This is a genomic window from Aromatoleum buckelii (genome assembly GCF_012910785.2).
Lineage (GTDB): Bacteria > Pseudomonadota > Gammaproteobacteria > Burkholderiales > Rhodocyclaceae > Aromatoleum > Aromatoleum buckelii.
The window spans coordinates 607,130-627,724 of record NZ_WTVH02000008.1; the positions used below are offsets into that span (position 1 = coordinate 607,130).

Sequence of the window (20,595 nt, forward strand, 5' to 3'; positions counted from 1 at the left end):
AGCCGAGTCAGCGCGAAGCGAACGCCTGTGCGAAGTTTTCCGGCGTCAGCACCGCGAACAGCGACCGCAGCAGCCGGTGGCGGTTGAGCTTCAGCAACGCCTTGTCGCGGCTGACGAGATGGCTCGCTTCGCCGTCGCGCGCGATCTCGAGAAACTTCTGGTCGTCGCGGTCGCGGCACAGCGGCAGTGCGGGCAGCGCCTGCGCCGGTGCGTCGCCCAGGGCGGGGCCGTCACCGTCGGGGAGTAATGTGACGCGCGCCACATAGCCGGCGAGGATCGTCGCTTGGCGTTCGGCAGCGACGCCGAACTGGCGGTACGCGAGAACGTGGCGCAGTTCGTCGAGTGCGTCGGCGCGCGTGACGAGGGTGAGATGGCCGCTCTCGATCGCATCGCGCAGGCGCATCAGCGCCGGGTCTTCGAAAAGCCACAGCGCCATGACGGTGTTCGTGTCGAGGACGACGCGCGGGGAGGGAAGGTCGGGCATCGAGTCTTCAGAGGGTGGTGGTCGACGGCAGCGAGGGGGCCGCAGCCCCCTCGCGATGTGCGACCGGCGACTCGCGTCAAGCCGCTTGGTTTGCGTCGAGGCGGACCTTCACGAAGGAGCCGGGAGCGTCCTCGATCGGCTTGAGCTTGCCTTTCGCCGGGTCACGCGCGTCGACCTGCTCGGGATCCTGCGGCACGACCCATTCCTGCCAGTCGGTCCACCACGATCCCTGCTGGTGCTGCGCGCCTTCGAACCACGCGTCGGCGTCCTTCGGCAGCTTTGCCGACGGATTCAGCCAGTAGCCGTACTTGTTCGACGCCGGCGGGTTGACGATGCCGGCGATGTGGCCGGAGCCGCCGAGCACGAAGCGCACCGGGCCGCCGAGCGCCTGCGCGCCCGTGTAGGTGCTTTTCCACGGCGCGATGTGGTCTTCGAGCGTCGAGATGAAGTAGCACGGGATCTTGATCTTCGACAGATCGATCGGCACGCCGTCGATGACGATGCCGCCCGGCTCGACGAGCCGGTTTTCCATGTACATCGTGCGCAGGTAGTAGCTGTGCATCTTCGCCGGCATGCGCGTCGAGTCGGAGTTCCAGTACAGCAGGTCGAACGGGAACGGGTCCTTGCCCATGAGGTAGTTGTTCACGACGAAGGACCAGATCAGGTCGTTCGCACGCATCATGTTGAACGTGCCGGCCATCTCGGAACCTTCGAGGTAGCCGCGCTCGAACATCTTCTTCTCGAGGCTCGATACCTGGCCCTCGTCGATGAACACGCCCAGTTCGCCCGGCTCCGAGAAGTCGATCATCGTCGTGAAGAACGTCGCCGTCGCGATGCGCTTGTCCTTCTTCCCGGCGAGGTACGCGAGCGTCGTCGCCAGCAGCGTGCCGCCGAGGCAGTAGCCGCAGACGTTCACCTCCTTCTCGCCAGTCTGCTTCTCGATCGCGTCGAGCGCGGCGACGATGCCTTCGTGCACGTAGGACTCGAAAGTCTTCTCGGCCAGGCGCTCGTCGGGGTTCACCCACGACACGACGAACACCGTGTGGCCCTGGTCGACGCACCACTTGATGTACGAATTCTTCTCGCGCAGGTCGAGGATGTAGAACTTGTTGATCCACGGCGGCACGATCAGCAGCGGGCGCTTGAGCGCTTTGTCGGTGCGCGGCGTGTACTGGATCAGCTGCATCATGTCGGTCTGGAACACGACTTTGCCCGGCGTCGTCGCGACGTTGCGGCCGAGTTCGAACGCGGTCGTGTCGGTCATCTTGACGCGCAGCTGGCCGCCGCCGTCTTCCATGTCGCGCAGCAGGTTGTTCAGGCCCTTGATCAGGTTCTGGCCGTTGTTCTTGACGGTCTCGCGGAACACTTCGGGATTCGTCAGCGCGAAGTTCGACGGCGACAGCGCGTCGATGTACTGGCGCGTGAAGAAGTTCACTTTTTTCTGCGAGTGCTCGTCGAGCCCTTCGACGCAGCACACCGTGTCATGCACGTGGCGCGCGGTGATCAGGTACGACTGCTTGATGAAGTCGAACAGGAAATGCTCTTCCCACTGCTCGTCCTTGAAGCGCTTGTCGGTCTTCTCCGGTTGCGCGATCGGGGCACCGTGCATGCCCATGACGCGCAGCATCGAATGCTGCCACAGCGAGAAGTAGTCCCACACCAGGTTCATCTGCGACTGGGCGAGCTTGTAGGGATTGGCCAGCAGCTTGGCCATCATGTCCATGAACGCCTGCGCGATGCCCAGCTCGTCGCTGGGCGTGGAGACGCCTTTCTTGAGCTGGCGCTGGACGTGTTCGCTGATCAGGTGCGAAGCGCGCTGCGCGACTTCGGCGTAGGTCTTGGCGACCTCCTTCGGATCCGGCAGCTCGGCAAATACATTCTCGGGGGTGGGTGCAGCCATCTCTCTATTGCTCCTGTTTTTTCATGCAATGCGTTCGAATCGGATCGTGCCGTCGTCGCTGGTCAGCCTGCGAGCCTCGTTTCTTTTGACGAGGTAGTTGAGGTGTGCGATCGCTTCTCCCATCGCGAACATGACCTGGTGCGTGTCCAGTTCGCGGGGAAACAGTGTCGAAAGGACGTCCGCAGCGCTGCCGGGCGTTACGATCGCGCCCAGCAGTTCGTCGCAGCGTTCACGGTGGTGCGTTTCGAGCTGTGCGATTCTTGCCCTGATGCCGCGGAATGGTCGACCATGTGATGGTAGCACGAGCGTATCGTCGGGCAAGTCCTTGAAGCGATTCAGCGAATCGAGGAACCAGCCGAGCGGATCGTCATTCGGTGTTGCCGCATAGACGCTGACGTTCGTCGAAATGCGCGGCAGCAGCATGTCACCCGAAACGAGTATCCCCAGCTGCGCGCAGTACAGGCTCGCGTGCTCGGGCGCATGACCATATCCTACGATGACGCGCCACTCGTGGGCGCCGATCGCCACGACATCGCCGTCGAACAGGCGGTGGTAGGCCGTGGGGAGCGTCGGCACGCCACGGCGATAACCGTTGCCGCGATCGACGAGTGCCGCCTGGCGCGCGTCGTCGAGTCCATGGCTGCGGAATTGCGCGACCATGTCGGTGACCGAATATCCGGGCAGCTGGTTCCATATCGCGTGGCCGTACAGGAGCTCGCCCTGCGTCATCCAGACTGGCGCGTCGTCGCGCGCGGCGAGCCAGGTCGCCAGGCCGAGATGGTCGGGATGGTGGTGGGTGACGACGACGCGGCCGACCGGACGCCCGTCGTTCGCGATGATCGTGTTCCAGTGCTCGCGCACTTCATCGAGGCCGAAGCCGGAGTCGATCGCGGCGAGCGTTTCGCCGTCGTCGAGCAGCCACAGGTTGATGTGGTCGAGGGCGAATGGCAGCGGCATCCGCACCCAGCTCACCCCCTTCGCCACGGGAAGTGTCTCGCCGCCGGCAGGGGTCTCGCTGAACGGATACTGCAGTTCGGTAAGACGGGTCATCGATTTCTCTCCGTTGGACGGGGCAAGCAATCGCCGATTGCTCAAACCCCTCAATTCTGATTAACTTTTCTGCTCTCTCAGAGCGGCTGCTTGCGCTGGACGCAATGGACCAGGCCGTTTTACTTCGGGCACCGATCAATGGCAAGCGAACAAACCTACACCATTACCGAACTCGCGCGCGACTTCGACGTGACGCCTCGGGCGATCCGCTTCTACGAGGACCAGGGGCTGCTGAAACCTTCCCGAGCCGGGCGCACGCGCATCTATTCCAAGTCCGACCGCACTCGCCTCAAGCTCACGCTGCGCGGCAAGCGCCTCGGCCTGTCGCTCGCCGAAATCAAGGAATTGCTCGAGATGCACGGCGGCGTTCGCAATCCCGCCGCTCAGCTGGTGCGTTTCCTCGTCGTGCTCGCCGACCGCCGCGAAGCGCTCGAACAGCAGCGCGAGGACATCGAGGCGGTGCTCGGCGAGATCGCGATGCTCGAAAAACAGTGCTCCGACTTGCTCGGCCACGACCCAGGCGGCGCCGCGGCTGCCCGTGCCGAGATCGTGCGACGCATGCGTAGCGGGACTTGATTTTTTTCACGATTAGTTTACGTTGACGTAAACGTAATAACAACTGGAAATTAAACGCCCGACGGGGAGACGCGATGAGATACGAGCTGCCGATTTTCCAGCCCAAAGACCCGGGGTATGCAGATCGTGTCCGTGAAAGTTTCCGCCTGCAGCAGGCGATGGCGCTGATCGGCGCCGAACTGTCGGTCGTCGAGCCGGGTCACGTCGAGATCCACCTGCCGTTCAAGCCGGAAATCACGCAGCAGCACGGCTTCATCCATGGCGGCGTCGTCGGGATGATCGCGGACTCCGCGGCCGGCTACGCGGCGAACACGCTGACGCCGGCCGGCACCAGCGTGTTGACCGTCGAATACAAGCTGAACCTGCTCGCGCCGGCCGACGGCGAACGGCTCGTCGCGCGCGGCGAAGTCGTCAAGCCCGGCCGCACGCTGCTGATCACGCGCGCGGAAGTGTTCGCGATCAGGCGCGAGCAATGGACGTTGTGCGCGGTGATGCAGCAGACGATCATGGCGATGCATGGCCGGAAGGAAGGGATCGAGTGATTTCAGCTGCCGCGGCGCGGCCGCGGTGTTGCAGGCAAAACTGAAGGAATTCTCTGTGCCAGTCGAACTTCGCGTGTTGGATGCCGATGACCGGGTGTGCCTCGACCACGTCCGCCAGTTCTTCCGCAACTATGCCGCTTCGATCGGCGTGGACTTGTGTTTTCAGGGTTTCGGCGACGAGATGGCGTCGTTGCCGGGAGCGTACGGAGGGGCGCAGGGCAGGCTTTTCTACGCCGAACTGGACGGACAGCCCGCGGGCTGCGTCGGCATCCGCCCGTTCTCCGACGGCATCTGCGAGATGAAACGCCTGTACGTCGAGCCGGCGCTGCGCGGCTTGGGCGTCGGCCGCGAACTGGTCCTCGCGGCGATCCGGGCGGCGAAGGAAATCGGTTACCGCCGCATCCTGCTCGACACGCTGCCGACGATGCGTATCGCCGTGAAGCTGTATCGCGAACTCGGTTTCACCGAGGCGCCGGCCTATTACCCGACGCCGGTCGAAGGGACGCTTTTCCTCGCGCTGGACCTCGAGAACTGGTCCGAGGAGGAGGTCGCGAACGAAAACCTGTTCCACCTCTTCGATTACAACCGCGCCTGGGCGCGCCAGATGCAGCAGATCGACCCGGGTTTCTTCGAGAAACTGTCGAAGCTGCAGTCGCCCGAATACCTGTGGATCGGCTGCTCGGATTCCCGCGTGCCGGCGAACCAGATCATCGGCCTGCTGCCGGGCGAAGTGTTCGTGCATCGCAACGTCGCGAACGTCGTCGTGCATACCGACCTCAACTGCCTGTCGGTGATCCAGTTCGCCGTCGACGTGCTGAAAGTCAGGCACATCATGGTTGTCGGCCACTACGGCTGCGGCGGCGTGAAGGCGGCGCTCGGACGCGAGCGCGTCGGCATCGTCGACCTGTGGCTGCGCCACGTGCAGGACGTGCACGTCAAGCACCGCCAGGCGGTCGATGGGCTGCCGCCGGAACTCGCGCACGACCGGCTGTGCGAACTGAACGTGCTCGAGCAGGTCGTCAATGTGGCCCAGACGGTGGTCGTGCAGGACGCCTGGCAACGCGGCCAGCCGCTCGCGGTGCATGGGTGGATCTACGGGCTGAAGAACGGCCTGGTGCGCGATCTGGGCCTCAACGTGACGCGCCCCGAAGACGTGATGCCGCGCTATGTCGCGGCGCTCGAAACGCTGGCCTGAGAGCCCGCTATCCCTACAAGTCGTACAGGAGAGAAAGCATGAATGATCCGGTTGTCATCGTTTCCGCCGCCCGCACGCCGATGGGCGGCTTCCAGGGCGATTTGTCCGCGCTGAGCGGCCCGCAACTCGGCTCGGTCGCGATCCGGGCGGCTGTCGAGCGCGCCGGTGTAAACCCCGAAGCGGTGCAGGAAGTGCTGATGGGCTGCGTGCTGCCGGCGGGCGTCGGGCAAGCCCCGGCGCGCCAGGCCGCGCTCGGCGCTGGTCTTCCGCTGTCAGCCGGCTGCACGACGGTCAGCAAGGTGTGCGGCTCCGGCATGAAGTCCGTGATGCTCGCGCACGACCTGCTGGTCGCCGGCACGAACGACGTGATGGTCGCCGGCGGCATGGAGTCGATGTCGAACGCGCCGTATCTGCTGCCGAAGGCGCGCGGCGGCTACCGTCTCGGCCACGGCCAGGTGCTCGACCACATGTTCCTCGACGGCCTCGAGGACAGTTACTCGAAAGAGAACAAGGGTCGCCTGATGGGCACTTTTGCCGAAGACTGTGCGAGCCACTTCGACTTCAGCCGGGCCGCGCAGGACGAGTTCGCAATCGCCTCGACGACGCGCGCGCAGAACGCGATCCAGGACGGCAGCTTCGCGTGGGAAGTCGCGCCGGTGACGGTCCCGGGGCGCAAGGGCGACGTCGTCGTCGACCGCGACGAGCAGCCGCCGAAGGCGCAGATCGACAAGATCGCCGGCCTGAAGCCCGCGTTCGCCAAAGACGGCACCGTCACGGCCGCGAATTCGAGCTCGATCTCCGACGGTGCCGCGGCGCTCGTGCTGATGCGCCGCTCGACCGCCGACAAGCTGGGCCTCGCGCCCCTCGCGACGGTTCAAGGCCATGCGACGCACGCGCAGGACCCGGCGTGGTTCACGACCGCCCCGGTCGGCGCGATGCAGAAAGTGCTGGCGAAGGCCGGCTGGAACGTCGGCGACGTCGACCTGTGGGAAATCAACGAAGCGTTCGCGGTCGTCACGATGGCAGCGATGAAGGAACTGGACCTGCCGCACGACAGGGTGAACGTGCATGGCGGCGCGTGCGCGCTCGGTCACCCGATCGGCGCATCCGGCGCCCGGATCATCGTCACGCTGCTCGGCGCGCTGCGCCAGTACGGCAAGAAACGCGGCGTCGCGAGCTTGTGCATCGGCGGCGGCGAAGCGACGGCGGTTGCGGTGGAGCTCGTCTAAATGATCCTCACGCAAGAACAGGAGATGGTCCGCGACTCGCTACGCGCGTTCGCGCAGGAGCGCCTCGCGCCGTTCGCCGCCGAATGGGACCGCAACCACACTTTTCCGCGCGAAGCCTTGCGCGAACTCGCCGAGCTCGGCGCGCTCGGCATGGTCGTGCCGGAGCAGTGGGGCGGCGCGGGGATGGATTACGTCAGCCTCGTGCTCGCGCTGGAAGAAATTGCCGCCGGCGACGGCGCGACCTCGACGATCGTTAGCGTGCAGAACTCGCTCGCGTGCGGCATCCCGAACCGCTACGGCAACGACGCGCAGAAGGAGCGCTGGCTGAAGCCGCTCGCCAAAGGCGAGAAGCTCGGCTGCTTCTGCCTCACCGAGCCGCACGTCGGCTCGGACGCGTCTGCGCTGAAGACGACGGCAGTGAAGGACGGCGACGGGTGGGTCATCAACGGCGTCAAGCAGTTCATCACGACCGGTCGCGAAGCCGACGTCGCGATCGTGTTCGCGGTGACCGACAAGACGGCCGGCAAGAAAGGCATTTCGTGCTTCCTCGTGCCGACCGACGTGCCGGGTTACATCGTCGCGCGCATCGAGGAGAAGATGGGGCAGAAGGCGTCCGACACCGCGCAGATCCTGTTCGAGGACTGCCGCGTGCCGGCCGACGCGCTGCTCGGTGCCGAAGGCGAAGGCTACAAGATCGCGCTGTCGAACCTCGAAGCGGGACGCATCGGCATCGCCGCGCAGTGCCTCGGCATGGCGCGCGCCGCGCTCGACGCGGCAGTGAAATACGCGCACGAGCGCGAGACTTTCGGCAAGCCGATTTTCGAGCACCAGGCGGTGAACTTCCGCCTCGCCGACATGGCGACGCAACTGGAAGCCGCACGCCAGCTCGTCTGGCACGCGGCGACGCTGAAGGACGCCGGCCGGCCGTGCCTGAAGGAAGCGTCGATGGCGAAGCTGTTCGCGTCGGAGATGGCCGAGAAGGTGTGCTCGGATGCGATCCAGGTCCACGGCGGCTATGGTTACGTGACCGACTTCCCGGTCGAGCGCATTTATCGTGACGTGCGCGTGTGCCAGATCTACGAAGGCGCAAGCGACATCCAGCGGCTGGTGATCGGGCGTTCGCTCGCCGCCTGAGGTCGTTGCCGCGCCCCCGGGAGCCGGGCCGCGAGGTCCGGGCAACAGGAGACAGCAGGATGTACGAAACTCTCGAAATCCGCACCGAAGGCGGTGTCGCGACGATCTGGATGAACCGTCCTGACGTGCATAACGCGTTCAACGCGCAGCTGATCGCGGACCTGACAGCGGCATGTCGCGAACTCGACGCGGACGACACGGTGCGCGTCGTCGTGCTCGCCGGACGCGGCAAGAGTTTCTCCGCGGGCGCGGACCTGAACTGGATGAAGGCGGCTGCCGCAGCCAGCGTCGAAGACAACCTCGATGACGCACGCCGGCTCGCCGGCATGCTGCAGACGATTTCCGCGATGGGAAAGCCGACGATCGCGCGCGTGCAGGGCGCAGCTCTCGGCGGCGGGATGGGGCTCGCGAGTGCGTGCGACATCTGCGTTGCCGCGGAGCAGGCAGTGTTTGCGACTTCCGAAGTCAAGTTCGGCATCATCCCGGCGGCGATCAGCCCGTACGTGATCCGGGCGATCGGCGAGCGCCAGGCGTATCGCTATTTCCAGACGGCCGAGCGGATCACCGCCGCGCGCGCCGGCGAGATCGGCCTTGCGCACGAAGTCGTCGCGGCCGCAGCGCTCGACGCGAAAGTCGCCCAGATCGCCGCGGCGCTGCTGCAGGGCGGGCCGAAAGCGCAGGCCGCGGCGAAGGACCTGATCCGCAACGTCGCGAACCGGCCGGTCGGCGACGCGGTCATCGAGGACACCGCGCGCCGCATCTCCAGCCTGCGTGCGACGCCGGAAGCGCAGGAAGGGCTCGACGCTTTCCTGTCGAAGCGCCCCGCGGCGTGGGTGGTGCAGGGCTGAACGCTGTCGCGCCGAGCGCGAGATGGATGCTTTTGCCAGCTGGAGCGAAGCGCTGCAGGGGCTCACGCCGCTGCTCGACTGGCGGGACGTTCCGCTCGACGTCGCGTCGCTCGCCGCGCTCGCGGCCGGCCTCGGCTGGGCGAGCGGGCTACGGCTCTACGCGCTCGTCTTCGCGCTCGGCGCGCTCGATCGCTTCGGCGGCGTGCAGTTGCCCGGCGGCCTCGAAGTGCTCGCGCACCCGGTCGTGCTCGGGCTGTCCGGCTTCATGCTCGTCGCGGAGTTCTTTGCCGACAAGCTGCCGTGGCTCGACTCGTTGTGGGACGCGGTGCACACTTTCATCCGCATTCCCGCCGGCGCAGCGCTCGCGGCGGCGGTGATGGGCGACCAGAGCGGCGCGATGCAGGTCGCGGCCGGGCTCGCTGGGGGCACTCTCGCTGCCGGCACGCATTTCGCGAAAGCGGGCGCGCGCGCGGCGATCAACACGTCGCCCGAGCCGCTCAGCAACGTCACGACTTCGCTCGGCGAGGACGCGATGTTCGCCGGCGGCCTGTGGATGCTGCTGCAGCATCCTTTGTGGTTCCTCGTCGCGCTCGTCGTGTTCGTCCTGCTCGCCGGCGTGCTGATCGTGCTGCTGTGGCGCTTCATCCGCAGACTGTTCCGGCCGCGCCCACGACCGGGCGTTCCGTAAGTGTCCGGCAACCCCGCGAACGGCAGCGACAACGCGGCGACTGACGCGAACCGAACCGAACCGGTCCGCAGCGGACCAATGGCAACAACACCACAACAACACCACCACAACTTGCCCGACCCCGACGACACCATGAACATCCCGTCCCCCTGCATCAACGTCTGCCGCCTGGATGCGGCCACCGGCCTGTGCGAAGGCTGCTTCCGCACGCTCGACGAAATCGCTCGCTGGAGCCGCCATGCCGACGTGGAGAAACGCCGCATTCTCGACGCGGTGGATCGGCGCCGCGCGCAGGCCCCCGTCGCGGCGAGCGCGCTTCGTGCGGAGCAGGCACGATGAGCGATGCCCTGTGCGTCGGCGTGTGCATGATCGACTGGGATAGCGGAGTGTGCCTCGGTTGCGGCCGCACGCCCGAGGAGATCGACGGCGTGCCTGTCGCACCTACGCCTGCGCAGACGCCGGCGAAAGTGCCGCTGCCGGCGAACGTCGCGGCACAGGTCGGCGAAGGCTCGCAATGAGCGCGGCGGCAAAGCTCCCGGCGACGATCGCCGTGCTCGAGCGCGGCTGGCTGTCGTCGAACAACGTCGTGCTGTTCGACGGTGGCGAGGCGACGCTGATCGACAGCGGCTACGTCAGCCACGCCGCGCAGACGGTCGCGCTGCTGCACCGCACGCTCGACGGCCGCCGCCTCGGACGGCTCATCAACACGCACTCGCATTCCGACCATATCGGCGGCAACGCGGCAGTGCAGCGGGCGTTCGGCTGTGCGATCACGGTGCCTGCCGGGATGGCGGGCGCAGTGGCCGAGTGGGACGAGGCAGCGCTGCTGCTGAGCACTGCCGAGCAGGCCGGCGAACGTTTCCACGCCGACGGGGTGCTGGCCGCGGGCGAAACCGTCGGGATGGGCGGCCTGACGTGGCAGATCCTCGAAGCGCCGGGCCACGACATGGACGCGCTGGTGTTCCACAATCCCGACCGGCGCATCCTGATTTCCGGCGACGCGCTGTGGCGCGACGGCTTCGGCATCCTGTTCGCGGACGTGCTCGGCACCGGCGACGGCATCGGCGCGACGCGGCGCACGCTCGAGGCGATCGCGCGCCTGCCGGTCGATGTCGTCATTCCGGGGCACGGCGCGCCGTTCGTCGAATTCGACGACGCGCTGGCGCGGGCGTTTGCCCGGCTGAAGGCGTTCGAGGACGACGGCGCGCGCATGGCGCGCAACGCGATCCGTGCGTGCATGACGTTCTCGCTGCTCGACTTGCGCTCGATCGCGCTCGACGAATTGCCGGAACATCTCGCGCGTGTGCCGCTCTACCGCGAAGTCAACGCGCGTTTCCTCGGCCAGTCGCCGGCGGCGCTGGCCGACTGGCTGGTTGCGGAACTGTCGCGCGCCGGCGTCGCGCGCTGCGAAGGAGGGCGGCTGGTCGCAGCCTGAATGCCGTCTGGATCGACACGGGTTTTCGCCGCTGGCCTGCCCCTACGACTTTCGCCATAATCCCCGCGATAGGGGGAGTGTCCTGTCATGCAGATCGTCCTGATTAGCGGGTTGTCGGGTTCCGGCAAGAGCATCGCGCTGAAAGTGCTGGAAGACGTCGGTTATTACGCGGTCGACAACCTGCCGGCGACGCTGCTGCCCGAACTCGTCGCCGAGCTGAGCGACACCGGGCACGAGCGTGTCGCGATCGCCGTCGACGTGCGCTCGGGCGCGAGCCTTTTGGCGCTGCCGCAGCAGGTCGAGTACCTGCGTGGCGTCGCGTCGGATCTGCGCGTGATCTTTCTCGATGCGCGCGACGACACGCTGATCGCGCGTTTTTCGGAAACACGCCGACGCCATCCGCTGGGGAGCGAAGGCGTCTCGCTCGCCGAAGCGATCCAGAACGAGCGCGACGCGCTCGCGAGCATCGCCGAACTTGGCCACCGCATCGATACCAGCGAACTGCAGGCGAACACGCTGCGCGCCTGGATCAAGGATTTTCTCGCGATCGAGGCGACCGAAGGGCTGACGTTGATGTTCCAGTCGTTCGGCTTCAAATACGGCATTCCGCTCGACGCGGACCTCGTCTTCGACGTGCGTTGTCTGCCGAACCCGCATTACGACCTGTACCTGCGGCCTTTCACCGGCAAGGACCAGCCAGTCGTCGAGTTTCTCGACAGCTTTCCCGAGGTCGGGCGCATGTGCGAGGACATCCGCCGCTTCGTCGCGACCTGGCTGCCGAGCTACGCGCGCGACAACCGCAGCTACCTCACGGTTGCGATCGGCTGCACCGGCGGACAGCACCGCTCGGTGTATATCGCCGAATGGCTCGGCCGTCACTTCGGCGACACCCTGCGCGTGCTCGTGCGTCACCGTTCCGCCGCGCGCCGTATCGTCGACCACGGCGCCGGCATGGCAGGCAAGTGAATCCGCGCCTCGCCGACTGGCTGGCGCTGCTGCGGCCGGGCGATTTCGCGACGCTGGCAGGCGCCCTCGCGGTATGCGTCGTGTCGGCGCTGCTGCTGTGGCGCGGTGGCGCGCCGGACAAGGCGATCGTGCGCGCAGGCGGCGCAGTGTTCGCCGAACTGAGTCTCGCGCAGCCGCAGCGTGTCGATGTCCCCGGGCCGCTCGGGATCACGCGCATCGAAGTCGAACCGGGGCGCGCGCGCGTCCTCTCCGATCCCGGGCCGCGCCAGTATTGCGTTCGCCAAGGCTGGCTGAGCCGCGCCGGAGCGGTCGCGATCTGCGCGCCGAACGAGGTCAGCCTGAGTCTTTCCGGCGGCGCAGCGGACTATGACTCCCTCAACTATTGAGATCCACCCGACCGCCGACGACCGGCGGGTGGCGCGGCTGGCGACCGCGGCGATCGTGCTGACGATCGCCGAAGCCGCGATTCCGCTGCCGCTGCCGGGAGTCAAGCCCGGGCTCGGAAACATCGTGATCCTGATCGTGCTGCTGCGCTGGGGCTGGCGCGATGCGGTGTGGGTCGGGCTGCTGCGCGTGTTCGCGAGCAGCCTGCTGCTCGGGCAGCTGTTCGCGCCGGGATTCTTCCTCAGCCTCGCCGGCTCGCTGACGAGCCTCGCGACGCTGGGCGTGGCGAAGCACCTGCCGCGGCGCTGGTTCGGCCTGGTGAGCCTCAGCGTGTTCGCGGCGTTCGCGCATATCGGCGGACAGCTTGCGCTCGCGCGCGCGTGGCTCGTGCCGCACGACGGCGTGTTCTATCTCGTGCCGGTGTTTGCCGCAGCGGCGACGCTGTTCGGCGTGATCAACGGGCTGGTCGCCGCGCGCCTGCTGCGGGACCGCATTGCCGTACCGGCGGGCGCAGCCAAGCGGTAGCGGACAGGGGCTGGCAGCAATTTTGCTCGCTCGGGAAAACGCCTGGCGGCCCAGGTTTTCTTGTCCTGCTCGGGGTACTCGGTTCCCGGCGGGATTTCCATCGAGAGGAGGCATCATGTTCAAGGCGGTACTGATCGAGAAGGACGACGCCGGCTATCGGGCAACGCTGACCGACGTCGATGACGCGCGTCTGCCCGACGGCGACGTGACAGTGCGGGTCGCGTATTCGACGCTGAACTACAAGGACGCGCTCGCGATCACCGGCAAGGGGCCGGTCGTGCGCCAGTTTCCGATGGTCCCCGGCATCGACCTCGCCGGCAGCGTCGAGCACAGCTCGCATCCGGAGTACCGGGCCGGCGATCTCGTCGTGCTCAACGGCTGGGGCGTCGGCGAAGGCCACTGGGGCGGGCTCGCGGAGAAGGCGCGGCTTGCCGGCGACTGGCTGGTGCCGCTGCCGGCGGCGTTCTCGCCGAAGCAGGCGATGGCGATCGGCACCGCCGGCTACACGGCGATGCTGTGCGTGATGGCGCTCGAACGGCACGGCGTGACGCCGGACCAGGGCGACGTGCTCGTCACCGGTGCGAACGGCGGTGTCGGCAGCGTCGCGGTGTCGCTGCTCGCGAAGCTCGGCTACCGCGTCGTCGCCTCGACCGGGCGGCCGAACGAAGTCGAGTACCTGAACGCGCTCGGCGCCGCCGAAATCATCGACCGGGTGCAGTTCTCGGTGCCCGGCAAGCCGCTGGCGAAGGAGCGCTGGGCCGGTGCCGTCGACACGGTCGGCAGCCACACGCTCGCGAACGTCTGCGCGAGCATGAAGTACCGCGGCGTCGTTGCCGCGTGCGGCCTCGCGCAGGGCATGGACTTCCCGGCGACGGTCGCGCCGTTCATCCTGCGAGGCGTGACGCTCGCCGGCGTCGATAGCGTCTATTGCCCGCGACCGGAACGCCTCGAAGCGTGGCAGCGGCTCGCGCGCGATCTCGATCCCGCGCATCTCGACCTGATCTCGCACGAAGTCGGCCTCGCCGACGTGATCCGCCTCTCCGGCGAGCTGCTCGCCGGCCAGGTGCGCGGGCGGCTGATCGTCGACGTCAACCGTTGAGCCCATCGCCTTGAGCCCATCGCCTCCGGGCCGTTTTTTCAACTTGCTGTCAAAAGGAATGCCCATGACCGACCGTCCCATCAGCCGCTTTCCGGTGCCCGAACTGAAGGACCTGCCCGACGACGTGCGCGGGAAGATCCTTGCAGTGCAGGAGAAAGCCGGTTTCGTGCCGAACGTCTTCCTCGCACTCGCACACCGGCCCGACGAATTCCGCGCCTTCTTCGCGTATCACGACGCCCTGATGGAGAAGAACGAAGGGCTGACGAAGGCCGAGCGCGAGATGATTGTCGTCGCGACCTCAGGGGCGAACGGCTGCCTGTACTGCGTCGTCGCGCACGGCGCGATCCTGCGCATCCGCGCGAAGAACCCGCGCGTCGCCGATCAGGTGGCGACGAACTACCGCAAGGCCGAGATCACGCCGCGCCAGCGCGCGATGCTCGACTTCGCGATGAAGGTCGCGCTCGCTTCGGCCGAAGTCGATGACCCCGATTTCGCCGCGCTGCGCACACAGGGTTTCAGCGACGACGAGATCTGGGACATCGGCGCCATTGCGGCTTTCTTCGCGATGAGCAACCGGCTCGCGAACCTCTCGAGCATGCGGCCGAACGACGAGTTCTTCCTGATGGGGCGGCTGCCGAAAGCCTGAACCCCTGCGGCGGCACGATGGGCCGCGGCGCTGATCGATGGCCGAACCGCCGGCGTCAGCCGAGATCCGGCGCGACGAGGATGCGCCCGGCGCGGCGCCGGCCGGCGAATGCGCCCGGCGTGCCCTGCCCGCCATGCGCGTGGCAGATCGCGCACGCGAGCGCGTCGGCCGCGTCCGGGCTCGGGCAGCCATCGAGCACCAGCAGCCGCTGCACCATGTGCTGGACCTGCTCTTTGGCCGCCTTGCCGTAGCCGACGACCGCCTGCTTGACTTGCAGCGCCGTGTATTCATGCACCGGCAGGTCGCACGACACGGCGCCGCAGATCACCGCGCCGCGCGCCTGGCCGAGCAGCAACGTCGATTGCGGATTGACGTTGACGAACACTTTCTCGACCGCGACCTGGTCGGGCGTGTAGGCCGCGATGACTTCGCGCACGCCCTCGAGCAGCGTCTTCAGCCGTCCGGGCAATTCGCCATCGCGCGTGCGGATGCAGCCGCTCGCGACGTAGCGCAGCTGATTGCCGAGCTTGTCGATGACGCCGAAGCCTGTGATGCGCAGCCCCGGATCGAGTCCGAGAATGCGGGTGGCAACGACGGTGGAAGCGCTTTTCATGCCGCGCATTCTACGGGCCATCGGGCAGCGGGGTCGAATCGTGGCAGCGGAGCGCGTCGTTCGTCCTGCGTGCAGCGCCGTACACGTGCAGGGTCAAGAACTCGCCGACCGGGCGGCGGTCACCCAGGAAGAGGGACGAGCGACGATGATTCCGCAATTGGATCGGGTGTATGTGATCGAGCTGTGCAGCGGCGAGTTGCGGCGTTGGCGTTTTCTCGGTCCGGGCCACCGCGAATCGGTGTGGTGGCGCGACGAGGAAACCGGGCGCACGTTCTCCGAAGCGAGCCTGATGTACGTCTGGGAGATCGTCGCGGAGGCGTGAACAGACCGGAAGCGCGGGCGCAGGCGCTTTTTCGCAGTCGCCCGGCCTGCCGTTTGTCGCCGAACGTCATTCAAGGAGCCCTGAGCCCGCACGCGACGCCAATCGTGGCCGCTCAGTTCCGGTTGAGCCGCTTCCACAAGGTCGTGCGCGACATGCCGAGTCGGCGCGCCGCTTCCGCCCGGTTGCCGCCGCACTGCTCGAGCATGCGCTGGATCTGTGCCTGCTCCTCGTCAGGCGTCACCTGCGTCGCGTAGTAGCGCGTCAGCGGCAGTGGCAGCAGCACCTCGTGCGTCGATTCGACGGGGGCCACGACTTCGGGCAGCAGGTGCTGCGGCAGGATCGTCGCCCCGTCGGAATTGACGACCGCATATTCGAGGGCGTTGAACAGCTGCCGCACGTTGCCCGGCCAGTGGTAAGACTCCATCGCCACGATCGCCTCCGGCGACAGCCGCAGGTCGGGCCGGCGGTAGCGTTCGCCGAGTTCGCCGAGCAGGCGGCTCGCGAGCAGCGCGATGTCCTCGCGGCGCTCGCGCAGCGCCGGCACGTGCAGCGGCAGCACGTGCAAGCGGTAATACAGATCTTCGCGGAACTCCCCACGGCCGACCATCCCGGCGATGTCGCGATGGGTTGCGGCGACGACGCGCACATCGACTTTGCGCGGATGGTTCTCGCCGACGCGCACGATTTCGCGCTCCTGCAGCACGCGCAGCAACCGGGTCTGTGTTGCCGGAGAAATCTCGCCGATCTCGTCGAGCAGCAACGTGCCGCCGTTGGCGGCTTCGAAGCGGCCGAGGCGAGCTCCGGTTGCGCCGGAAAACGAGCCTTTGGCGTGGCCGAAGAGTTCTGATTCCTGCAGGTTTTCCGGCAGCGACGCGCAATGCACGGCGACGTAAGGGCCTTTCGCGCGCGCCGAGTTGTCGTGCAGCGCGCGCGCAACCAGTTCCTTGCCGACGCCGCTTTCGCCGGTGATCAGCACGTTGGCTTCACTCGCCGCGACGCGCAGCACTTTCTGGTAGAGGTCCTGCATCGCGCGGCTGCGCCCGGTCAGCCCGCCGAGCTGCCAGCGGTCGCGCACTTCGGCTTCGAGTTCGACTTCGCGCGAGCGGTCGCGCAGCACGATCGCGCAGTACAGCCCGGAATCGTTCGGCGGTAGCAGCATCGCCCACATGCGCAGCGGAATGTCGACGCCGCTGGGCGAGCGCACGATGATGTCCTGGACCTTGTCGTCCTCGCCCTTTGCCGGGGTCAGCGAACATTCTCCGCGCGCTTCACAGGCCCGGGCACACTCGGTGCCCCGGAACAGCGTCGGACACAGTTCGTCGACGAGGCGCCGGTCGTCGTGCCCGATCATCCGCGCGGCTGCGCTGTTCATCTCGAGGACGCGGCGCGCCCGATCGAGAAACAGCACGCCTTCTTCGAGGCTGTCGAGAAATACTCGCAGGGTTGCCAGACTCGGCATCTGAATCCTCCTTTTTGTTCAGACTGAACGTCCAGAGCGAACGTTCAGTTTCTCCTCCACAACATTCCAGCAGCTAAGCGCTGCGCGAAAAATGATTGTGATCAATGATTTGCTAGATGTGGCACAGTGCTGGCTAAGAGAATGCTAGGGGGACGGCTTGTCCCGAAGACGATCGCATGACAGGAGAATCCACCGTGCAACCAATCGCTTGGCAAATATCGCTCGTGCTGATGGCACTCGTCGCGTTCGGCTTTGCCTTTGTCGCCATCAATTCCGGGCGGCGCCAGGAAGATTATTCGCCGCTGCAGAAGAGCGCCTATCGCCTGCGCTCGCGCCTTTTCTGGGGCCTGGTGCTGGTGTTCGGCCCGGCGATGATCTACACGCTGTTCGAACTGCCGTACGACGCGGCGCGGGCCAACACCGGGGCGGGCCCGGTACAGGTCGTCGACGCGACAGGCTACCAGTGGCGCTGGGAACTCAGCCAGGATCACGTCGCCGTCGGCCAGCCGGTCGAGTTCCGCGTCACCAGCGCCGATGTCAATCACGGCTTCGGCATTTACGACGCGAACCTGCACCTGGTCGCGCAGACGCAGGCGATGCCCGGCTACACCAACACGCTGCGTCACACTTTCAGCGAGGAAGGGACATACAAGATCCTGTGCATGGAGTACTGCGGCCTCGCGCACCACAACATGTTGACCGAAATCCGGGTCGGCGCTCAGTAACGGAGGAGACGAACGTGGCGACCTACACTTACGAACATATTCCCGACCAGGGAGCGAAGGCCGGCGTGCTGGCCTACCTCGCGACATCGGCCGTCGTGCTGCTGCTGATGATGGTCTTCGGCCTGCTGATGCGGCTCGAGCAGGCGCAGTGGATCTCGATCGGCGCGATCCGCTTTTACGAACTGATGACCTTGCATGGCGCCGGCATGGTCGGCATCGCGGCGATCGCCGGCGCGTCGATCATGTGGCACTTCCTGCGCCAGTACGTCGACCTGTCGTCGCGTATCTTCGTCGCGAACCTCGTTTTGTTCCTCGTCGGCGTCGTGATGATCCTCGGCAGCGTGCTGCTCGGGCATTTCCACGGCGCGTGGACGTTCCTCTACCCGCTGCCCGGCAAGTCGATGGGCTTGTGGAGCCCCGGTGCGGCGGCGCTTTTCATGGGCGGGCTGCTCGTCATCGGCGTCGGCTTCCTGCTGCTGCACCTCGACATCGCGCGTGCGCTCGTCGCGCGCTACGGCAACTTCTCGCGCGCGCTCGGCTGGCCGCAGCTCTTCGGCCACGATGACGGAAAGGCCCCGCCGCCGACCGTGGTCGCGAGCGCAATGGTCACCGTCGTCAACGTCATCGGCCTGGTCGTCGGTGCGAGCATCCTGGCGATGATGCTGGTGAACCTTTACGTGCCCGAGTTCGACATCGATCCGCTTCTCGCGAAAGGCATGATCTACTTCTTCGGCCACATCTTCATCAACGCGACGATCTACATGGCGGTGATCGGCGTCTACGAGATCCTGCCGCGCTACACGCAGCGCCCGTGGAAGTCGAACAAGGTGTTCCTCGCGTCGTGGACTGCGTCGACGCTGATGGTGATGTTCATCTTCCCGCACCACCTGCTGATGGACTTTGCGTTCCCGAAGTGGATGCTCATCATGGGCCACATTATCGGCTACCTGAACACCGTGCCGATCCTCGTCGTCACCGGCTACGGCGCGCTGATGATCGTGTATCGCTCGGGCATCCGCTGGGACATGGGGTCGAAGCTGCTGTTCCTGTCGCTGTTCGGCTGGGCGGCGGGCGCGATGCCGGCGTTCATCGACGGCACCATCACCGTCAACTACGTGATGCACAACACCCTGTGGGTGCCCGGCCACTTCCATACCTACCTGCTGCTCGGCATGGTGACGATGGTGTTCGGCTTCATGTACTACCTCGGCAAACCGAGCCACGAGCACGACGATCACCTGATCGACCGCATCGCGTTCTGGCTCTTCACGTCGTCGGTGCTCGGCTTCACGATGAGCTTCCTGTATTCGGGCAAGGAAAGCGTCGCGCGCCGCTACGCTGCCCACCTGCCCGAATGGGTGCCGTACGACCGCATCGCGTCGGTGTTCGCGGTGCTCGTGATCGCCTCGGCGCTGGTGTTCATCGGGCGCTTCTTCGCTCGCATCGGGCTCGCGCGCCATGACTACCAGCGCGCTCCGGTCGCGCGCAGCGTCGCCGCATGAGTCCGGGTCGATGAGTGACGCCGCGCGCAGCGTCGTCCTGACGGTGCTGGTGACCGTTCTCGGCACCGGCGCTTTCTGGTGGGGAACCGACGGTTTCAGCGCTTTTACCGCTGAAACCGCCCGCCGGGCCGACATCCTGCGCGCGCCACGCCCGCTGCCTGCGGCCGTCCTCGAAGACCAGGACGGCCGTGTTTTCCGGCTCGACGATTACCGCGGACGCTTGCTCGCAGTCGAGTTCATCTACACGCGCTGCACGACGATCTGCCGCAGCCTCGGCATGGCGTTCAAACAGATCCGCGACCGCGTGCCGCCCGACGCCCTCGGGCGCGACGTGGCGCTGCTGAGCATCAGCTTCGACCCCGAGCGCGACGATCCGGCGAGTCTCAAGATCTACGGCGGCAGTCACGGCGCCGATGGCGAGCACTGGCGCATCGCGCGAGTGCGGGACGCGGCGCAGCTGCAGGCGCTTCTCGATGCTTTCGGCGTCGTCGTGATCCCGGACCGTTTCGGCGGGTTCGAGCACAACGCGGCGATCCACCTCGTCGGCCGCGACGGGCGGCTCGTCGAAATCAGCGATCTCGAAGCGCCGCTGCAGTTTGCCGAGAAGCTCGCGGAGGCGCTGTGATCGCCGCGCTCGCCCGTCCGCAAGTGGGTTTTCGCGTGCTCGGCGCGCTGTATCTGCTGCTCGCGGCGCCGCCGCTGCGCACCTCGCTCGAAGCGACGATGAGCGGCCACATGCTGGTGCAGATTCCGCTTCTCGCCGCGATCGGCTTCGTCGCCTGCCGCCTGCTGCCCGTAGCGCGGCAGGAGCGCTTGCTCGACGCGGGCGGCGGTGCTGTGCCGTATGTCGTGCTGGTGGTCTTCGCGTCGACGTGGTGGATGCTGCCGCGTGCGCTCGACGACGCGCTTGCGAGCCCGCTCGTCGAAGCGGCGAAGTTCATCAGCCTGCCCCTGCTCGTCGGGCTGCCGCTCGCGCTGGCGTGGCGTCGGCTCGGGCCGATCGGCCGCGGCTTCGTCTGGACCAACTTCATCAGCATGCTTGCGGTGCTCGGCTGGCTGTACATTGCCGCGCCGGTGCGCGTGTGCAACAGCTACCTCGTCGACCAGCAGGAAAGCGCCGGCTGGCTGATGGTGAAGCTCGCGCTGCTGCTGTTCGCCGGTTGGCTCGCCAGCCTGTTCGTCGGCGGCGGCGGAAACCCCGCGCTGTCCACTGCGGAGCAGGTTGCGCCCCCACCGGCACCGAGCCGCGACTGCGGCCCGGAGCGCAACTGAA

General features: G+C 66.6%; 25 protein-coding genes. 20 read left to right on the forward strand and 5 right to left on the reverse strand.

Annotation, left to right across the window (positions count from 1 at the left end):
- Window positions 1-7 precede the first annotated feature (7 nt).
- The 3 genes from GO608_RS04695 to GO608_RS04705 all read right to left on the reverse strand — a co-directional run bounded on the left by GO608_RS04695 (window position 8) and on the right by GO608_RS04705 (window position 3,434).
- Complete coding sequence (locus GO608_RS04695; RefSeq protein ID WP_169197261.1) at window positions 8-484, reverse strand: putative toxin-antitoxin system toxin component, PIN family; 477 nt, start codon at window positions 482-484, stop codon at window positions 8-10.
- 76 nt (window positions 485-560) lie between these two features.
- Window positions 561-2,384 carry a PHA/PHB synthase family protein gene (locus GO608_RS04700; protein WP_169197260.1) on the reverse strand — a complete coding sequence of 608 codons (1,824 nt, stop codon included), beginning with the start codon at window positions 2,382-2,384 and terminating at the stop codon, window positions 561-563.
- 21 nt (window positions 2,385-2,405) lie between these two features.
- Window positions 2,406-3,434, reverse strand: coding sequence for an MBL fold metallo-hydrolase (locus tag GO608_RS04705; RefSeq protein ID WP_169197259.1), 1,029 nt, complete (start codon window positions 3,432-3,434; stop codon window positions 2,406-2,408).
- A gap of 138 nt (window positions 3,435-3,572) precedes the next feature.
- Here GO608_RS04705 and GO608_RS04710 point away from each other — a divergent pair, with 138 nt between their 5' ends.
- The 15 genes from GO608_RS04710 (at window position 3,573) to GO608_RS04780 (ending at window position 14,701) form a co-directional block, all read left to right on the forward strand.
- Window positions 3,573-4,010 carry a MerR family transcriptional regulator gene (locus GO608_RS04710; protein ID WP_169197258.1) on the forward strand — a complete coding sequence of 146 codons (438 nt, stop codon included), beginning with the start codon at window positions 3,573-3,575 and terminating at the stop codon, window positions 4,008-4,010.
- A gap of 74 nt (window positions 4,011-4,084) precedes the next feature.
- Window positions 4,085-4,552: a PaaI family thioesterase gene (locus tag GO608_RS04715; RefSeq protein ID WP_169197257.1), complete on the forward strand. Its 468-nt coding sequence runs from the start codon at window positions 4,085-4,087 to the stop codon at window positions 4,550-4,552.
- A gap of 55 nt (window positions 4,553-4,607) precedes the next feature.
- Window positions 4,608-5,747: a carbonate dehydratase gene (can, locus tag GO608_RS04720; RefSeq protein WP_247002869.1), complete on the forward strand. Its 1,140-nt coding sequence runs from the start codon at window positions 4,608-4,610 to the stop codon at window positions 5,745-5,747.
- A 38-nt stretch (window positions 5,748-5,785) separates the two neighbouring features.
- Complete coding sequence (locus GO608_RS04725) at window positions 5,786-6,976, forward strand: acetyl-CoA C-acetyltransferase (RefSeq protein WP_169197256.1); 1,191 nt, start codon at window positions 5,786-5,788, stop codon at window positions 6,974-6,976.
- Window positions 6,977-8,110, forward strand: a complete 1,134-nt coding sequence (locus GO608_RS04730; protein WP_169197255.1) for an acyl-CoA dehydrogenase — start codon at window positions 6,977-6,979, stop codon at window positions 8,108-8,110. It abuts the gene before it with no gap.
- Window positions 8,111-8,169: 59 nt separating this feature from the next.
- Entirely contained in the window at window positions 8,170-8,958 is a 789-nt protein-coding gene (locus GO608_RS04735; protein ID WP_169197254.1) for an enoyl-CoA hydratase/isomerase family protein, read from the forward strand.
- Window positions 8,959-8,980: 22 nt separating this feature from the next.
- Window positions 8,981-9,646 carry a DUF4126 domain-containing protein gene (locus GO608_RS04740; protein ID WP_169197253.1) on the forward strand — a complete coding sequence of 222 codons (666 nt, stop codon included), beginning with the start codon at window positions 8,981-8,983 and terminating at the stop codon, window positions 9,644-9,646.
- Entirely contained in the window at window positions 9,647-9,985 is a 339-nt protein-coding gene (locus GO608_RS19565; RefSeq protein WP_343316759.1) for a DUF1289 domain-containing protein, read from the forward strand.
- On the forward strand, window positions 9,982-10,164 hold the full coding sequence (locus tag GO608_RS04750) for a DUF1289 domain-containing protein (protein ID WP_169197252.1): 183 nt from the start codon (window positions 9,982-9,984) through the stop codon (window positions 10,162-10,164). The genes GO608_RS19565 and GO608_RS04750 overlap by 4 nt, the downstream gene beginning before the upstream one ends.
- On the forward strand, window positions 10,161-11,081 hold the full coding sequence (locus GO608_RS04755; protein WP_169197251.1) for an MBL fold metallo-hydrolase: 921 nt from the start codon (window positions 10,161-10,163) through the stop codon (window positions 11,079-11,081). The genes GO608_RS04750 and GO608_RS04755 overlap by 4 nt, the downstream gene beginning before the upstream one ends.
- 87 nt (window positions 11,082-11,168) lie before the next feature.
- Window positions 11,169-12,047 carry an RNase adapter RapZ gene (gene rapZ / locus GO608_RS04760; protein ID WP_169197250.1) on the forward strand — a complete coding sequence of 293 codons (879 nt, stop codon included), beginning with the start codon at window positions 11,169-11,171 and terminating at the stop codon, window positions 12,045-12,047.
- Window positions 12,044-12,433, forward strand: a complete 390-nt coding sequence (locus GO608_RS04765; protein WP_169197249.1) for a NusG domain II-containing protein — start codon at window positions 12,044-12,046, stop codon at window positions 12,431-12,433. The genes rapZ and GO608_RS04765 overlap by 4 nt, the downstream gene beginning before the upstream one ends.
- Window positions 12,414-12,956, forward strand: coding sequence for a Gx transporter family protein (locus GO608_RS04770; RefSeq protein ID WP_211159210.1), 543 nt, complete (start codon window positions 12,414-12,416; stop codon window positions 12,954-12,956). Before GO608_RS04765 ends, GO608_RS04770 begins: the two co-directional genes overlap by 20 nt.
- A 115-nt stretch (window positions 12,957-13,071) precedes the next feature.
- On the forward strand, window positions 13,072-14,055 hold the full coding sequence (gene acuI, locus GO608_RS04775) for an acrylyl-CoA reductase (NADPH) (RefSeq protein WP_169197248.1): 984 nt from the start codon (window positions 13,072-13,074) through the stop codon (window positions 14,053-14,055).
- 64 nt (window positions 14,056-14,119) lie between these two features.
- Window positions 14,120-14,701: a peroxidase-related enzyme gene (locus GO608_RS04780; RefSeq protein ID WP_169197247.1), complete on the forward strand. Its 582-nt coding sequence runs from the start codon at window positions 14,120-14,122 to the stop codon at window positions 14,699-14,701.
- Window positions 14,702-14,756: 55 nt separating this feature from the next.
- On the opposite strand, the gene ruvC is transcribed toward GO608_RS04780, so the two are convergent.
- Window positions 14,757-15,314, reverse strand: a complete 558-nt coding sequence (gene ruvC, locus GO608_RS04785) for a crossover junction endodeoxyribonuclease RuvC (protein ID WP_169197246.1) — start codon at window positions 15,312-15,314, stop codon at window positions 14,757-14,759.
- A 145-nt stretch (window positions 15,315-15,459) separates the two neighbouring features.
- On the opposite strand from ruvC, the gene GO608_RS04790 reads away from it, so the two are divergent.
- Window positions 15,460-15,636, forward strand: coding sequence for a hypothetical protein (locus GO608_RS04790; protein WP_169197245.1), 177 nt, complete (start codon window positions 15,460-15,462; stop codon window positions 15,634-15,636).
- Between the two features lie 112 nt (window positions 15,637-15,748).
- On the opposite strand, the gene GO608_RS04795 is transcribed toward GO608_RS04790, so the two are convergent.
- Window positions 15,749-17,095: a sigma-54 interaction domain-containing protein gene (locus tag GO608_RS04795; RefSeq protein ID WP_169197244.1), complete on the reverse strand. Its 1,347-nt coding sequence runs from the start codon at window positions 17,093-17,095 to the stop codon at window positions 15,749-15,751.
- 194 nt (window positions 17,096-17,289) lie between these two features.
- Here GO608_RS04795 and GO608_RS04800 point away from each other — a divergent pair, with 194 nt between their 5' ends.
- The 4 genes from GO608_RS04800 to GO608_RS04815 are packed head-to-tail and all read left to right on the forward strand — an operon-like array spanning window position 17,290 to window position 20,594.
- The gene (locus GO608_RS04800) at window positions 17,290-17,820 is read left to right on the forward strand and encodes a cupredoxin domain-containing protein (RefSeq protein ID WP_169197243.1); all 531 of its coding nucleotides are present in this window, start codon (window positions 17,290-17,292) and stop codon (window positions 17,818-17,820) included.
- Window positions 17,821-17,834: 14 nt separating this feature from the next.
- Window positions 17,835-19,322 (forward strand): cbb3-type cytochrome c oxidase subunit I, encoded by a 1,488-nt coding sequence (locus tag GO608_RS04805; RefSeq protein WP_169197242.1) that lies wholly within the window; start codon window positions 17,835-17,837, stop codon window positions 19,320-19,322.
- A gap of 10 nt (window positions 19,323-19,332) precedes the next feature.
- On the forward strand, window positions 19,333-19,947 hold the full coding sequence (locus GO608_RS04810) for an SCO family protein (RefSeq protein WP_169197241.1): 615 nt from the start codon (window positions 19,333-19,335) through the stop codon (window positions 19,945-19,947).
- Complete coding sequence (locus GO608_RS04815; protein WP_169197240.1) at window positions 19,944-20,594, forward strand: hypothetical protein; 651 nt, start codon at window positions 19,944-19,946, stop codon at window positions 20,592-20,594. The genes GO608_RS04810 and GO608_RS04815 overlap by 4 nt, the downstream gene beginning before the upstream one ends.
- Window position 20,595 lies beyond the last annotated feature (1 nt).